Genomic DNA, 14,392 nt, shown 5'->3' on the forward strand with positions numbered 1-14,392 from the left:
TGTTGTTCACTATTCACTGTTACTTATTCACTGCTTCACTCTTCACTATCTTTTACCTTTTTACCTATTACCTATCATTTCTAGGGTTATAGTTCGACAATTTGCTTAGCTCCTCATATAGCTTAATTTCTTTGTCGGATAATCGAGGAGGATTGACAATATTTATTTCTAAATATAAATCTCCTATATTATCATTTAAATCTCTGTATCCCTTTCTTGGAATTCTCAATTTGTTTCCACTCAAGATTCCTTTTGGGATATCTATTTTTATCTTCCCCGATAGGGTATTAACCGTGATCTTAGTACCTAGTGCTGCTTCCCAAGGCAGTAGGTCAATTTTAGAAATAATATTGAGACCATCTAATTTATTTCTACCATCTTCAAGTAATTTTATAGTAAATATTATATCTCCATTTATTCCCCATTTTTCTCCCTTAACCTTTAATTTTTTCCCGGGAAATATGCCCTTAGGGATTTTAATTGACATCTTTTTATTTTCTCCACCAAAATTTACATATACATCTTTTGTTGAACCTTTGTAACCTTCCTCTAAGGTAATATCCAGTTCTGATTCAAAAGATTGTCTCGGCGATCTAAAGCCTTTGCCTGAACGGGTATGTTTCTTACCCCCAAATAAATCATTTATATTAAATCCACTGCTTGCCCCGGTTCCTCCAAAGAACATGTTAAAAAAATCGCTAAAATCTTCGGCACTTCCTGTAGTATAGGTATATTGTCGTCCTCCAAACCCAAATTGAGATGGATCAAAATTTTGACCATTTGAAAAATCATAACTGCTTCCAAAAGTATCATACTTCTTCTTTTTATCTGCATCTCCTAAGACCTCATATGCTTCATTGATTTCTTTGAATTTCTCCTGTGCCTTTGTATTGTTGGGGTTCAAGTCGGGATGATATTTTTTAGCCAATTTTCTGTATGCCTTTTTTATATCGCTTTCACTAGCATTTTTATCTATACCTAATATTTTATAATAATCCTTGTATTCCATGAAACCATCTCCATTCCTGTATAGAAAGTGTCCTGACCTTCTCTGACCTTCAAAATAATTATATACTAAAATGTCTCAAAAATCAACTTGAATTATCATTATCTGGTAAAATATTGTCATTGTTATAATAGTATTCCAAAATAAGTTGATCTAATTCTTGACTTATTTTTATTACCTCCTGATCGCATAGGTTTTTATTTTCCAATTCTTTATTGAGCTTATCCTTTAAGGTGTTGATTTTTTCCTTAATTTTAGATCACCCTTTCTTAAAAATAAATTTAAAACAAGTCAATAAACTATTTGTAACATAATTTTAGCTAAAAGGCAATATTGTTTATTTACCATTAGCCGATTTTGAATTATTAACTTATTTTATACAGTATATAAAAGGGGGCATTAAATTGAAATCAGATAAGAATTATATACATTTAGATAAAATAGGTGAAAGAATTAGATTTGAGAGAGAAAAACACGGATTATCCAGAGAAGCTTTCGCAGAAATAGTAGGCTTATCACCATTTTATATAGGTCAAATTGAACGTGATGAGCGAAATATGAGCATAGAGACTTTGATTAGAATATGTGACGCTCTAAACGTTTCTATTGATTATATTTTGAAAGGTTACATAAAATATATGGAGAATATCTCTGTTATGGAAACTGTTGAGAGTAATTATTCTGAAGAAATGGATAGTGAAATCAAGGAATTATTGTCCCTTTTATCAGGAACCTCAAAAAAGAATATTAGCTTAATAAATGATATGATAAAGCTGTTATTACCCAATCTGGAAAAGTAAGCTCTCCCTTAGAATATTCTAAGGGAGAAGTTCTTATTTAATATATTTATCAATAATATTTATTATCTCGTCTATTTTTTCCTGACCTTGTTCTTCGCCTTCTAATATTGCAGAAGCAACGCAGGATCTTAGATGACTATTTAAAATATCAATATTGGCTTTTTTTAACAATCCAATAACCGATAATATTTGTGTCGATATGTCTACACAATATCGATCGTCTTCCAACATTCTAATTATACCATCCATCTGCCCTCTGGCTGTTTTCAATTTGTTTATAGCCTTCAATTTACCTTCATTCATATAAATCACCCATTAATTGATTTCAAGCACTTCATAACCCGCATCTTCTACTGCATTTTTCAAAGCATCATTTGCCATATTTTCCCCTTCAACTTCTACCTTTTTAGTTTGTAAATCTACTTTAACACTTGCAACCCCATTTACTTCACTTAAAGCATTTTTTACTGCCTTTACGCAATGTTCACAGGACATGCCATCAACTAACATAATCTTTTTCATAATATAATACCTCCATTTATTTTAAATTATAAAATACTTCTTACCTAATTACCTGCCTTGAAAACCGGAGATCCTTCGTTTTACTCAAGGATGACACCAGCAGTAATCGCGGGTCAATAAAATCAGTATAATTCCTGCTTGTGTCATTCTGGAACGCAGTGAAGAATCTATGTTTAATAACCCAAAAGCTCGACCCTAGCAACTCTTCACTCTTAGTTCTTCACTCTTCACTATCTTTTAACTGTTCTTCACTGTTCACTGTTACTTATTCACTGCTTCTCTCTTCACTATCTTTTCATTGTGCATTGTGAATTGCTATTCAAATCTCTTCAGTCTCAAGGAGTTGGAAACTACAGAAACTGAACTAAATGCCATAGCCGCACCTGCCACCATAGGATTTAAAAATCCTAAAGCTGCAAATGGAATACCTATACTATTATAGAAAAATGCCCAAAATAGATTTTGTTTTATGGTTCTCATAGTCCTATGACTTAATCTTATAGCTGTAACCACTCCATTTAAATCTCCACGCATCAAAGTAATATCCGCAGCCTCCATAGCCACATCCGTTCCTGTCCCAATTGCAAAACCCACATCCGCCGAAGCCAATGCCGGAGCGTCGTTGATTCCATCTCCAACCATGCCCACATGTTTGCCTTGTGCCTTAAGTTCGTCAACCTTCGACGCTTTGTTTTCAGGTAACACATCAGCAAGTACATGCGTTATACCAATTTGTTTTGCTATAGCCTTTGCTGTTCTTTCATTATCTCCTGTTATCATATAAACATCAAGACCCATATCCTGCAGTTTGTTGATAGCTTCAAGGGAAGTTTCTTTAATCTTATCTGCAACAGCTATTATCCCGGAAATATTTCCATCAATGGATATTAGCATAGCAGTTTTCCCTCCTTCTTCCAGTCTAGATAAATCATTTTCTTTATCCCCTATAATTATATCGTTTTTAACCATCAGTTTTCTATTGCCAATTAATACCTCTTTACCTTCAATACTAGCTTTGAGTCCCATTCCGGGTATTGCTTCAAAAGAATTAATCGTAATCAGCTCAATAGATTCTTCTTCACTTTTTTTAACGATTGATTCACCTAACGGATGTTCAGATGCCTTTTCCACCGATGCTGCCAGTCTAAGTATTTCTGCATCTTCATAGCCATTAAAACTTATTATATCCGTAACTTCAGGTTCACCTTTAGTTATAGTCCCCGTCTTATCAAAAATTATGGTATCCATCTTATGAGCTCTCTCCAGATGCTCTCCTGATTTAATCAATATACCATTTTCAGCGCCCTTGCCGGTGCCAACCATAATTGCAGTCGGTGTAGCCAATCCTAATGCACAAGGACATGCTATAACCAAGACTGCTACAGCATTTATAAGACCTGAGTTGAAACTGCCCCCAACAAAATAATGACCTAAAAATGTTAAAAAGGCTATTCCAACTACTATTGGCACAAATATTCCAGATATTTTATCTGCCAGCCTTTGGACGGGTGCCTTTGAGCCTTGAGCATCTTCTACTAATTTAATTATTTGAGACAATACAGTATCTTTCCCTATTTTTGTTGCCTTGAATTTGAAGGATCCAAATTTATTGATTGTAGCTCCAATTACCGTATCATCAACGGATTTATCGACAGGTATACTCTCTCCTGTAATCATTGATTCGTCTAAAGATGAGTTCCCTTCAACAATAATGCCATCTACCGGAACCTTCTCTCCGGGTCTAACCAATATAATGTCCCCGATCTCCAATTTTTCTATGGGTGTATCCACTTCTATTCCATCCTTTATGACCCTGGCAGTCTTGGGTTGTAATCCCATCAATTTTTTAATAGCTTCCGATGTCTTTCCCTTTGCAATCGCTTCAAATGTCTTGCCTAATAGGACCAAAGTAATTACCACAGCTGAAGCCTCGAAATAATATTCATGTACTCCCCTAATTAGATTGTACAGACTATAAAAGTAGGCTGCTGATGTACCCATAGACACCAAAACATCCATATTTGCCCCTCCGCCGCGAAGAGAATGATAAGCACCTTTATAAAATCTATAACCTATAATAAATTGAACAGGAGTGGCTAATAACAACTGAAAATATCCGTTTGTCAAGATATTCATATTTCCGGCCATATGGAAAAACATTGCTGAAAACAATGGAATACTCAATATGGCGGATATGATAAAAGATGTTTTCAGAGATTTTATCTCCTTTTCTCTAAGTTCCTTTTCTCTGTCCAAGTCCCTTTCAACTTCTACTTCAGCTTTATAGCCCGCCTTTTCTACTGCCTTTATTAAAGCATTATCATCTATTAATCCTGATGGAAATTCTACAATAGCTTTGTTGGTTGAAAGATTCACATTTGCCCTCGTTACTCCGTCAATCTTATTAAGAACCTTTTCAATCCTTGCAGAACAAGCTGCACAAGTCATACCCTCTATAAGAAGTGTCTTTTTAGTAAGAGGAACTTCATATCCTGTCTTTTCTATAATATTTATAATATCCTTTGGAGCTATTTTATCAGTTTCATATTCTACCGTAGCTTTATTTGCCAGTAAATTTACTACAGCATTTTCCACTCCGTCGTTTTTATTCAAATTTTTTTCAATCCTTGCCGAACATGCTGCGCAGGTCATACCACCTACATCTATAGTAATTTTTGCTAACATTATATCACCCTTTCCTATCCCCTCCCCGAGGGGGTGTGTATTTATCTTAACATCCTATAATTATTTTGTCAATAAAATTTGCTAAATTTATTCAAAACTTGGAGCCGTCAGATATTATCAAGATGGACAAACAAAATACTTGAGATTTTATTTAAATTATATTATAATGATATTGATAATAATTATCAACTAGGAATATAATTTATATATCCAGTTAAAATAACAAGAAGGGGAGATGCATGAAGGTTATGGCTCTTATACAACTAAAGCCCAATGATAAAGGCCGCATCAGCGAAATAAAAGGCGGAAAGCAAATTTGCAAAAGATTATTTGAATTAGGTTTAAATAAAGGTGTGGAGATTGAGGTCGTGAAAAATGATATCGGTCCCGTTATAGTTGATTTATCAGGACATAAATTAGCTATAGGCAGAGGACTAGCTAACAATATAATAATTCAAGCATAGATTTTTATTTTTGATTTATTATAGCTATCATTTAGGAAGAGGTGGAGACATGAATACAATAGCTTTAGTAGGAAATCCTAATTCCGGAAAGACCACATTGTTCAACGCTATAACTGGCGCTAACCAACACGTTGGAAATTGGCCGGGGGTTACTGTAGAAAAAAAAGTTGGTGAATTTAAATTCAACAATAAAATATATGATGTCGTTGATTTGCCTGGCACTTATAGCTTAGGCGCTTTCTCTGAGGATGAGGTTGTGGCAAGAGACTATGTAGTAAAAGGAAACCCTGACGTTGTAATAAATGTAGTTGATGCTACAAATATTGAGAGGAACTTATATCTTACAACTCAACTGTTGGAGATGGGTGCAAATGTAGTTATCGCATTAAATATGGTTGACGAGGCAAAAACTAGAGAAATCGAGATAAATATAGAAAGCTTATCTAAAAATTTAGGTGTTCCTGTAATATCTACTGTAGCATCTAAAAAATCCGGAGTTGAAAAATTAATCGAAAAAACTGTGGAATGCATTGAAAAAAAGTCTGAATATCATCCTCTAAGTTATGGTGAAAACATAGATAAAGAAATAAAAACTATTAAAGAACTATTAAAGGATTCTAAGGCTGATTATCCTGCAGATTGGATTGCAATCAAGCTGTTGGAAGGAAATAAAGATATTTTAGAAGAAGTAAACAATAAAGATGTCGAGAAAAGACTAACGTTCCTTAAAGACAAGGGAATTGATTATGAACTGGAAATAGTAGATAAAAGATATGATTTTATAAGCAATATCACTAAAAAAAGCGTAGTAAAACCCGATGAAGCCGTAGTTACGCTTTCGGATAAAATAGACAAAGTAATCACCAATAAATATCTAGGATTACCTATATTTGGACTAATTATGTTTATAGTTTTTCAGTTAACTTTTAAAATAGGTCAAGATTTATTGGGCGGAATAGTTGAATCTTGGATTGAAACCTTTGGAGTTTTCTTGTCCAAGGAATTAGTTTTAATAAATGCTCCTGAATGGCTTATATCTTTTATTTCAGATGGTATAATTGGTGGAGTTGGTGCAGTATTAAGTTTTATTCCGCTAATAACCGTACTTTATTTCTTTTTGGGTGTATTGGAAGATACAGGGTATATGGCTAGAGCAGCATATATTATGGATGATATAATGAGGGCATTGGGACTTCAAGGCAAAACTTTTATTTCCATGATAATAGGATTTGGCTGCAATGTACCGGGAATAATGGCAACCCGTACACTGGAAACAAAAAAAGATAAAATGATCGCTATTCTTATAAATCCATTTATGTCTTGCGGAGCAAGGATACCTATATATTTAGTATTTATTTCAGCGTTTTTCCCTGAACATGGCGGCATTATTTTATTTATTCTTTATTTTTTAGGTATACTAGTAGCCTTAATTATGGGGAAAATTTTTAGCAATACATTGTTTAAAGGCGAATCATCTCACTTTATCATGGAGCTTCCTCCATATAGATTGCCGTCTTTTAACAGTGTTATTAAAAATATGTGGCAGCAAGTTCTCCATTTCATAGAAAGAGCAGGAACGATTATATTTGCAGTTGTCGCTATATTATGGATATTGTCAGTACTCCCATTAGGCGTTGAACCATATAGCCAAGCAAGCTTATTAGGCAAAATAGGTACCCTATTAGCACCTATATTCAAACCTGCAGGATTTGGAACTTGGCAAGCATCAGTAAGTTTAGCTGCCGGTATTGCAGCCAAAGAAGCTGTAGTGGCAGTCTTGGGCATGGTATATGCAGGTGTTAGCGAAGGAAGCGAATTGATCGTTGCTATCCAAAATGCATTTACACCGCTTACTGCAGTTTCATTTATGGTTATGGTATTATTATATACGCCGTGTGCAGCCACTATTGCCACTGTAAAGCAAGAAACTAATTCTTATAAATGGGCGATATTTATATCCGTATACACATTTGCATTGGCATGGATAGCATCAGTTCTGGTATATCAAATCGGAAGTTTATTGGGCTTTTAAGGAGTGATATAATGCTTAAAAACATCCTAATGGAGTTAAATAATTCAAAGGCTTTTTCCAGATCAAATATTGCAATTAAACTAAATATAACAGAAGATATGGTAGATCAATTGTTGCAGCAGTTGATCCATATGGGATATTTGAAGGAAGATTTGGGATCTCCTGCATGTGAAACTACTTGCGGGGGATGCCCATATGCCAATATGTGCGGCAAGAATCCTGTAACCATCTATAGCATTACAGAAAAGGGATTGAAGTTAATAGGAGATAACTAATCAATTCACAATTCACAATGCACAATGCACAATTCACAGTTCACAATTAAAACATTTAAACATTTAAACATTAAAAGATAAAAGATTGTTGAAGTCGAGTTCTGGGGTCTTATAATTTAATTCACAGTTTACAGTTTACAACTGAAAAAAGTTTAAAAGTTATTAAAACTTTTTTAAACTTTTTTGTTTATTATCAATATTTTGGGTATAATATTAATACACAAGACATATTAAAACAATAAGCAAGTTTTTAGAACTTTGGTAATTGCCAATCAACTTGTTCTTAGTTAGAGATTAAAATTATTATAAGTGTGCAGATTGATTTTACAACACTACAAGCATTAAAGCTACAATGTGAGTTAAGTGGAAGAGAAGTATTGGAATGTGGTAGATATCGGTGGTAATGCAGTAAGATAACAAAGTAGTTTGAATTAGGAAATTTCGACCCCAAATAATTAACTAAGGAGTGTATTTAGTAGATTGGAAAGAGTGATTGAACCAAAAAGCTCAGGTTGGAGCAATTTCACAAAGTTCTATTTAAAATGATGGGTAAGCTTTAAAATACAAAAAGTTTACCCATCAAATTATTTTTTGACAAGATATAATCATAAGTCTATAATGAAGATAACTATTTAACAAAGGAGTAAGATGATGAATAAGATTGATTGGGTAGATAAAAAAAACCTAACGATGCTAGCAGATTTTTATGAATTTACAATGGGTAACGGCTATATACAAAACGGAATAGAAGAAAAGTATGCATACTTTGATATGTTTTTTAGATCTATACCGGACAACGGTGGTTTTGCCATAATGGCAGGTGTAGAGCAATTAATTGAGTACCTAAAGAACTTAAAATTTAACAATGAAGATATTGCATACTTTAGGAGTAAAAATATTTTCAGTGAGGAGTTCTTGGATTATCTAAGAGATTTTGAATTCAAGTGTGATGTTTGGGCTGTCCCTGAGGGTACCCCAATTTTCCCTCAAGAACCAATTGTTATTGTAAGAGGCCCTGTGCTTCAAGCACAATTGGTAGAAACCATGATACTATTAACGGTAAATCATCAATCCTTAATTGCAACTAAAACCAATCGAATCGTAAGAGCTGCAAAAGGTAGACAAGTCATAGAATTCGGTTCCAGAAGGGCGCAAGGATATGAAGCTGCTATCCTAGGAGCAAGAGCTGCATATATTGGTGGATGCATCGGTACCGCAAATACTATAGTAGATAGAGATTTCGATATTCCGGCACTAGGTACTATGGCTCATAGTTGGATTCAAATGTTTCCGACAGAATTAGATTCCTTTAAAGCATATGCAAAGGTTTATCCTGATAATTGCTACTTGTTAGTAGATACATACAACACATTGCGGGATGGTATTCCAAATGCTATTAAAACATTCAATGAAGTTGTCCTCCCACTTGGTTATAGGCCTAAGGGTATCAGAATAGACAGCGGTGATATTGCATACCTTTCCAAAGAAGCTAGAAAGATGCTTGATGAGGCAGGATTTCCCGATTGTACCATAATGGCTTCCAGCAGTCTTGATGAATATACGATTAGAGATCTAATCAACCAAGGAGCGAAAATAGATTCCTTTGGTGTGGGGGAGAGACTTATCACTGCAAAATCAGAACCTATTTTTAACGGTGTATATAAATTGACCGCAATGGAAGAAGAAGGAAAGATTGTTCCTAAAATTAAAATAAGCGAAAATGTCGGCAAAATAACCACCCCTGGTTTTAAACAAATTTATAGATTGTATAGTAGAGACACCAACAAAGCTATAGCTGATGTAATTACGCTACATGATGAAGAAATAAACGATAATAAACCCTATGAGATCTTCCACCCCTTATTTACTTGGAAGAGGAAGAAAGTGGAGAATTTTTACGCAAGAAAATTATTGGTGCAAATTTTTGATAAGGGTGAAAATGTTTATGATAGTCCAAATGTCCATGATATTAAAAAATATTGCAACGAACAAATAGATACATTATGGGATGAAGTAAAGAGATTTGAAAAACCCCACGAATATTTTGTAGATCTGTCACAAGAATTATGGAACATAAAAGATGAACTATTAAAACGCCATAAATAATTTTTTATTAATGAAAAAACCGGGTATAAATCCGGTTTTTTCATTTTAAATCTCTATATAAATTTCTGATTTCTTCTACTTCAGCACTATTTCCTTCATCGTTTCCGTATCTTACTTTTATATATATTTCTCTTATTTTTTCAATTATATTATAGGGAAATCTTTCTTTCCCAAATTCATTTATGTCTTCAGTTGTATAATACTTTTCTATTTTTATATCCTTGTTTAATAATTTATTTAAATATTTTTTATAATAAAATCTTATTTGCTCCTTATATCCTTTAGGTCTCCCTAGTCTAAACCTTCGACGTTCTCTATATTCATCTCTTTGCATAAACTCTCTTTCCTCGATATAATCATGGCTATATTTCTTTTTGCTCTGACGATTTTTAAATAACCGATAGGCTATATATAAAATTATTATTAGTAAAATAATTTTAAATACTATATCTAAAATCGGATGCTCCTTTACTTGATAAACAATGCTTTCCATTTCCTCCATTGTGGGAGCAACAATTTCATCATCCATATCCATGCCTAATAAAGATAATATCCAGTTTGCAAATTTATCAAGTGCCAAGACTATAAGTGAAAGCGGGTAATAAAATATAACAATTAAAATCTCTATTATAAGATTGTATATGGAATTTAATATCCCGAAAAGAAAATTTCTTAATTCCTCAATAGCTATAAAAATTGAAGTCATTGATAAAAAGATTAAATATCTAATATTTAATCTCCTCATATCCTCTTTTTCCATCCCAACATGCATATATCTCAAGTTTCTAATAAATATAATCGTTGATAAAAAATATATTATCAAAAATGGAATACTGAAGTCTGTAAACCGATATATAAAATCTCCTATAAATGAGAATATCAGTAATCCAATTATTATAAAAAAGGAATTTCTAAAACTATCTACATAATTATTGTGGTCGCCGCTATTCAATCTTCTTGTAAGATATAAATAAAGAGAGAAAGCTAATAGGATTATAAAATATATTGAGCTTTTGCTCTTAAATATAGTTATGGGGAGCAACAATAATATAAGTATCAAACGAATCTTATTATTATGAGCTTTGAATTGCAATATACCATATATATTGGATATGATTACAGTCCATACAAATATAAGAAAATAATTATTCAAATTTGTAAAGTTAAAGATGTTAGAATATATGGAGAACAACAAAGATGTGATGCTAATTATTTCTAATATAATCAATTCATTCATAGCTTTACCCCATATTTAATAATACCCTTGTCTAATTTATCCATATTTATACTTTCAAGGGAAATTAGTATTACTTTAGTTGAAGCTTTGCTTAATTTATTTAATTTGTCAATATATGATGTAAATACTTTCGGAGTTACTACTACAAAGGTACTATAACTATTCCTTCTATTTATTATTTCGGTCAGCAAATCCTCAAATGTAGAAGAAATGCCATAATTTATACGCCCTAACATTTCCAATAAAAAAGATAATTGATTCCTTCCCAACCCGGGGTAATAAAATTGGCTAGTAGTAGAACTATTACCAAATGCATTTGTAATAAATCCATATGGGATTTTTTTACTCTCCAGCTCTTCCATAATGCCTCTTACCAAGGATATGGAATTTTCAATAGACTCCTTTTCTATCCCCATCCAAAAGGGTTTTATGGTTTCGATATTCAAAACAATTATTATACTGTTATCCGTAGTAAAATCAAAGTTTTTTACCATAAGTTTTCCATGCTTAAGTGATGATTGCCAGTGAATATATTTTTGAGGTTCATTTCCTGTATAATCCCTTATCCCTAAAATCATATTGGGATCATCTATTATCCATCTTCTCACTGAAACATCCCCATTTAGACTTCCCATCGGAATTAAGGATTTTTTTATATCCAATTTTCTTGGAAGTATTACAATATCTTTACCTACGTTAAGATTTTTATATACCATTTTAAATCCTATAAAATCCCCTAAACTTAAAGAACTTCCTTTGATTTGATATAATCCCCTTTCCATGCCCACGATCTGATAAGTCCTCTTAACTCTCTGATATGGTAATATGTATAGCGTATAATTATAATTTTCCACATTAAACCCTTTAGGGTATCTTTCATCAACTTGTAGAAAGGTAACGGTAAGTCCTTTATTGTTTTCAAAAGTAGAAGTGACGGATATATCTTCCCCTATTTCAGCTGCCTTTTTAGAAACATCTAAATTATAGTTTAATTTGTCAAACCCATATTTTAAAGTAATTTTATTGATAATTGCTGTAAATAAAATTATCCCCGCTAATATCCAAGTCATAATATTTACCTATATTTCTTCTAATGGTACTTTAACTGAATTGACTGCTTGATTGATAATCCCCATGGTATCGTCTACGCTATTATTTCCTCTGGCTATAATCCTGTGATTCAAAATATAGGGTGCCATTTTCTTTATATCTTCCGGGATTATGAAATCCCTTCCATTGATTAAAGCATAAGCTTGAGACGCCTTAAACAATGCAATACTTCCCCTAGGACTTACCCCAAGTTCCAAATCCCCTCTTCTTGTTTCATTTATTATATCAATTAGATAATTTAATACATCATCATTTGCCTTTACTTCTTTAACTTCGATTAAAAGTTCTTCTAATTCATCTATCCCCACAATAGGCTCTATTGAGTTCAGAGGGTCATATATATTCTTAAGAATTATTTCCTTTTCTTCTTTCTTCGTTGGATATCCCATTTTTATTCTCATAAAGAATCTATCCAATTGAGCTTCAGGAAGAGGAAACGTTCCATAGGATTCAATCGGATTTTGCGTTGCTAATACCATAAACGGATTATCCAACTTCCTTGTCACGCCATCTGCAGTAATCTGTCTTTCTTCCATAGCTTCCAATAGGCTGGACTGAGTTCTGGGAGTTGCTCTGTTTATTTCATCAATTAGGATAATATTGGAAAATATGGGACCCGTCTTAAATTCAAAATCTCCGATTTTTTGATTATAAAAATTTATTCCGGTAATATCTGAGGGCAATAAATCCGGTGTAGATTGTATCCTATTGAACGGAAGATTCAAAGTCTTTGCAAATGCCTTAACCATCATGGTTTTGCCGATTCCAGGAATGTCCTCTAGCAGGACATGCCCCCCGGATAAAAGTGAAACAATTATAAGCTCTATAGTTTCTTCTTTACCTATAATCACCTTGGAAATATTTGATATAGTTTTATTTTTAAATTCAACAAATTTTTGCACGTTCAGTTTACTATCTTCCAAATTCTCATCCCTTTCTAGTAAGAAATTCCACTTATCTCTTTATATTATAGCAGATTAGATTAATAAAATGTACATAAAACCCTACATTAGCAATCATCCAGTCATAAATTTATTATTTACCTATATAATATATATATCTATTAAAAGGGTGTGGGATGGTGGATAAAAAGGGTGTATCAACGTTGAAAGTTGCAGGCGCATACATTGGAACAGTGGTAGGAGCGGGATTTGCTACAGGCCAGGAAATATTGCAGTTTTTCAATAGATTTGGTGTGATGGGACTGGCCGGACTTGCAGTTACTACAACGATGTTTATAGTATTTGGATATATTATCATGGTTTTGGGAAGAAAGCTCAAAGCTCGTTCTCATATGGAAATAATCATGTATTCAGGCGGTAAAAAAATAGGAGCAGCAATAGACAAGATTGTGACATTCTTTCTTTTATGTTCTTTTATTGCAATGATTTCCGGCACGGGTGCTATGTTCGCACAGCAGTTCAATCTGCCCGTAATGTATGGAAATATATTGATGACTGTACTTACTGCTGCAACTGTACTGACAGGAATAGGCGGCGTAATCAACTCCATCAGTTTTATAGTACCTTTCACACTGACAGGAGTTGCCGTGATTAGCATTCTTTCGATAGCCCATACTCCGCTAAGCATTATACCGGCAATGCCGCTTATAGGAGAAAACAGACTTTTGCCAAATTGGATTTTTGCAGCTATATTGTACGTATCATACAACATCATTCTCTCAGTTGCTGTATTGGGGCCTCTCGGATCTGAAGCCCGTGATATGAAAGCTGTAAGAAATGGAGTAATCCTAGGCGGACTAGGTCTTGGACTGGGCTCTCTCATGATATATCTGACATTGTCCGGAAACATCTGGAAAATTGCTCACGTTGAGATACCCATGATGTATATAGCCGGAAAAATATCCCGCAAGATGCAGTATATTTACTCAGCTGTTCTTATTGCAGAGATTTATACAACTGCAGTGGGGTCATTTTACGGATTTATATCCAGAATTACAGATCTAGAAAAGCAGTCTATAAGAAGCGGAATAATCGTAGTTGTATCTGCTGCAATTGCTTTGATAGCTAGTCAACTTGGCTTTTCAAATCTAGTAAAATATTTATATCCCATTGAAGGCTGTGCCGGTATCCTTCTTTTGATAAGTCTAATTTATTCATGGTTTTTCACAAGGAGATCAGTAAAATTAAAATAA

General features: G+C 33.4%; 14 protein-coding genes. 6 read left to right on the plus strand and 8 right to left on the minus strand.

Translation table 11 applies throughout. The features are described 5' to 3' along the window. Nucleotides 1-67 precede the first annotated feature (67 nt). Together H8707_RS03655 and H8707_RS03660 are read right to left on the minus strand one after the other, a co-directional pair. Entirely contained in the window at nucleotides 68-1,009 is a 942-nt protein-coding gene (locus H8707_RS03655) for a DnaJ C-terminal domain-containing protein (protein ID WP_262428783.1), read from the minus strand. Nucleotides 1,010-1,091: 82 nt separating this feature from the next. Continuing rightward, nucleotides 1,092-1,259: an aspartyl-phosphate phosphatase Spo0E family protein gene (locus tag H8707_RS03660; protein ID WP_316699592.1), complete on the minus strand. Its 168-nt coding sequence runs from the start codon at nucleotides 1,257-1,259 to the stop codon at nucleotides 1,092-1,094. 151 nt (nucleotides 1,260-1,410) lie between these two features. Here H8707_RS03660 and H8707_RS03665 point away from each other — a divergent pair, with 151 nt between their 5' ends. Next, nucleotides 1,411-1,806: a helix-turn-helix domain-containing protein gene (locus H8707_RS03665; protein ID WP_262428784.1), complete on the plus strand. Its 396-nt coding sequence runs from the start codon at nucleotides 1,411-1,413 to the stop codon at nucleotides 1,804-1,806. Between the two features lie 33 nt (nucleotides 1,807-1,839). Here H8707_RS03665 and H8707_RS03670 read toward each other — a convergent pair whose 3' ends face one another. From H8707_RS03670 to H8707_RS03680, 3 genes are all read right to left on the minus strand, one after another. Beyond that, complete coding sequence (locus H8707_RS03670) at nucleotides 1,840-2,109, minus strand: metal-sensing transcriptional repressor (RefSeq protein WP_262428785.1); 270 nt, start codon at nucleotides 2,107-2,109, stop codon at nucleotides 1,840-1,842. Nucleotides 2,110-2,121: 12 nt separating this feature from the next. After that, entirely contained in the window at nucleotides 2,122-2,328 is a 207-nt protein-coding gene (locus H8707_RS03675; protein ID WP_262428786.1) for a heavy-metal-associated domain-containing protein, read from the minus strand. 315 nt (nucleotides 2,329-2,643) lie between these two features. Then, on the minus strand, nucleotides 2,644-5,013 hold the full coding sequence (locus H8707_RS03680; RefSeq protein ID WP_262428787.1) for a heavy metal translocating P-type ATPase: 2,370 nt from the start codon (nucleotides 5,011-5,013) through the stop codon (nucleotides 2,644-2,646). A 239-nt stretch (nucleotides 5,014-5,252) separates the two neighbouring features. On the opposite strand from H8707_RS03680, the gene H8707_RS03685 reads away from it, so the two are divergent. From H8707_RS03685 to H8707_RS03700, 4 genes are all read left to right on the plus strand, one after another. Then, on the plus strand, nucleotides 5,253-5,477 hold the full coding sequence (locus H8707_RS03685) for a FeoA family protein (protein WP_262428788.1): 225 nt from the start codon (nucleotides 5,253-5,255) through the stop codon (nucleotides 5,475-5,477). A 49-nt stretch (nucleotides 5,478-5,526) separates the two neighbouring features. Further along, entirely contained in the window at nucleotides 5,527-7,509 is a 1,983-nt protein-coding gene (gene feoB / locus H8707_RS03690; protein WP_262428789.1) for a ferrous iron transport protein B, read from the plus strand. A gap of 11 nt (nucleotides 7,510-7,520) precedes the next feature. Beyond that, nucleotides 7,521-7,784 carry a FeoC-like transcriptional regulator gene (locus H8707_RS03695; RefSeq protein WP_262428790.1) on the plus strand — a complete coding sequence of 88 codons (264 nt, stop codon included), beginning with the start codon at nucleotides 7,521-7,523 and terminating at the stop codon, nucleotides 7,782-7,784. A gap of 651 nt (nucleotides 7,785-8,435) precedes the next feature. Beyond that, entirely contained in the window at nucleotides 8,436-9,890 is a 1,455-nt protein-coding gene (locus H8707_RS03700) for a nicotinate phosphoribosyltransferase (protein ID WP_262428791.1), read from the plus strand. Between the two features lie 40 nt (nucleotides 9,891-9,930). Here the strand turns inward: H8707_RS03700 and H8707_RS03705 are convergent, their stop codons facing one another. From H8707_RS03705 to H8707_RS03715, 3 genes are read right to left on the minus strand one after another with little or no spacing between them, the layout of a single operon-like run. Beyond that, nucleotides 9,931-11,127, minus strand: coding sequence for a hypothetical protein (locus H8707_RS03705; RefSeq protein WP_262428792.1), 1,197 nt, complete (start codon nucleotides 11,125-11,127; stop codon nucleotides 9,931-9,933). Then, nucleotides 11,124-12,197 (minus strand): DUF58 domain-containing protein, encoded by a 1,074-nt coding sequence (locus tag H8707_RS03710; RefSeq protein ID WP_262428793.1) that lies wholly within the window; start codon nucleotides 12,195-12,197, stop codon nucleotides 11,124-11,126. Before H8707_RS03710 ends, H8707_RS03705 begins: the two co-directional genes overlap by 4 nt. Nucleotides 12,198-12,206: 9 nt before the next feature. Continuing rightward, nucleotides 12,207-13,160, minus strand: coding sequence for an AAA family ATPase (locus tag H8707_RS03715; RefSeq protein WP_262428794.1), 954 nt, complete (start codon nucleotides 13,158-13,160; stop codon nucleotides 12,207-12,209). Nucleotides 13,161-13,318: 158 nt separating this feature from the next. Between H8707_RS03715 and H8707_RS03720 the strand changes: the two genes are divergently transcribed. Further along, entirely contained in the window at nucleotides 13,319-14,392 is a 1,074-nt protein-coding gene (locus tag H8707_RS03720) for a YkvI family membrane protein (protein ID WP_262428795.1), read from the plus strand.

Source organism: Paratissierella segnis (genome assembly GCF_014385195.1).
In the GTDB taxonomy this organism is placed as follows: domain Bacteria; phylum Bacillota; class Clostridia; order Tissierellales; family Tissierellaceae; genus Paratissierella; species Paratissierella segnis.

What these genes read in the sequence shown, in the direction of transcription:
- H8707_RS03685 (WP_262428788.1), top strand. Translation starts at nt 5,253, where the DNA reads ATGAAGGTTATGGCTCTTATACAACTAAAGCCCAATGATAAAGGCCGC.
- feoB (WP_262428789.1), top strand. Translation starts at nt 5,527, where the DNA reads ATGAATACAATAGCTTTAGTAGGAAATCCTAATTCCGGAAAGACCACA.
- H8707_RS03710 (WP_262428793.1), bottom strand. Translation starts at nt 12,197, where the DNA reads ATGACTTGGATATTAGCGGGGATAATTTTATTTACAGCAATTATCAAT.
- H8707_RS03695 (WP_262428790.1), top strand. Translation starts at nt 7,521, where the DNA reads ATGCTTAAAAACATCCTAATGGAGTTAAATAATTCAAAGGCTTTTTCC.
- H8707_RS03705 (WP_262428792.1), bottom strand. Translation starts at nt 11,127, where the DNA reads ATGAATGAATTGATTATATTAGAAATAATTAGCATCACATCTTTGTTG.
- H8707_RS03675 (WP_262428786.1), bottom strand. Translation starts at nt 2,328, where the DNA reads ATGAAAAAGATTATGTTAGTTGATGGCATGTCCTGTGAACATTGCGTA.
- H8707_RS03670 (WP_262428785.1), bottom strand. Translation starts at nt 2,109, where the DNA reads ATGAATGAAGGTAAATTGAAGGCTATAAACAAATTGAAAACAGCCAGA.
- H8707_RS03680 (WP_262428787.1), bottom strand. Translation starts at nt 5,013, where the DNA reads ATGTTAGCAAAAATTACTATAGATGTAGGTGGTATGACCTGCGCAGCA.
- H8707_RS03655 (WP_262428783.1), bottom strand. Translation starts at nt 1,009, where the DNA reads ATGGAATACAAGGATTATTATAAAATATTAGGTATAGATAAAAATGCT.
- H8707_RS03700 (WP_262428791.1), top strand. Translation starts at nt 8,436, where the DNA reads ATGAATAAGATTGATTGGGTAGATAAAAAAAACCTAACGATGCTAGCA.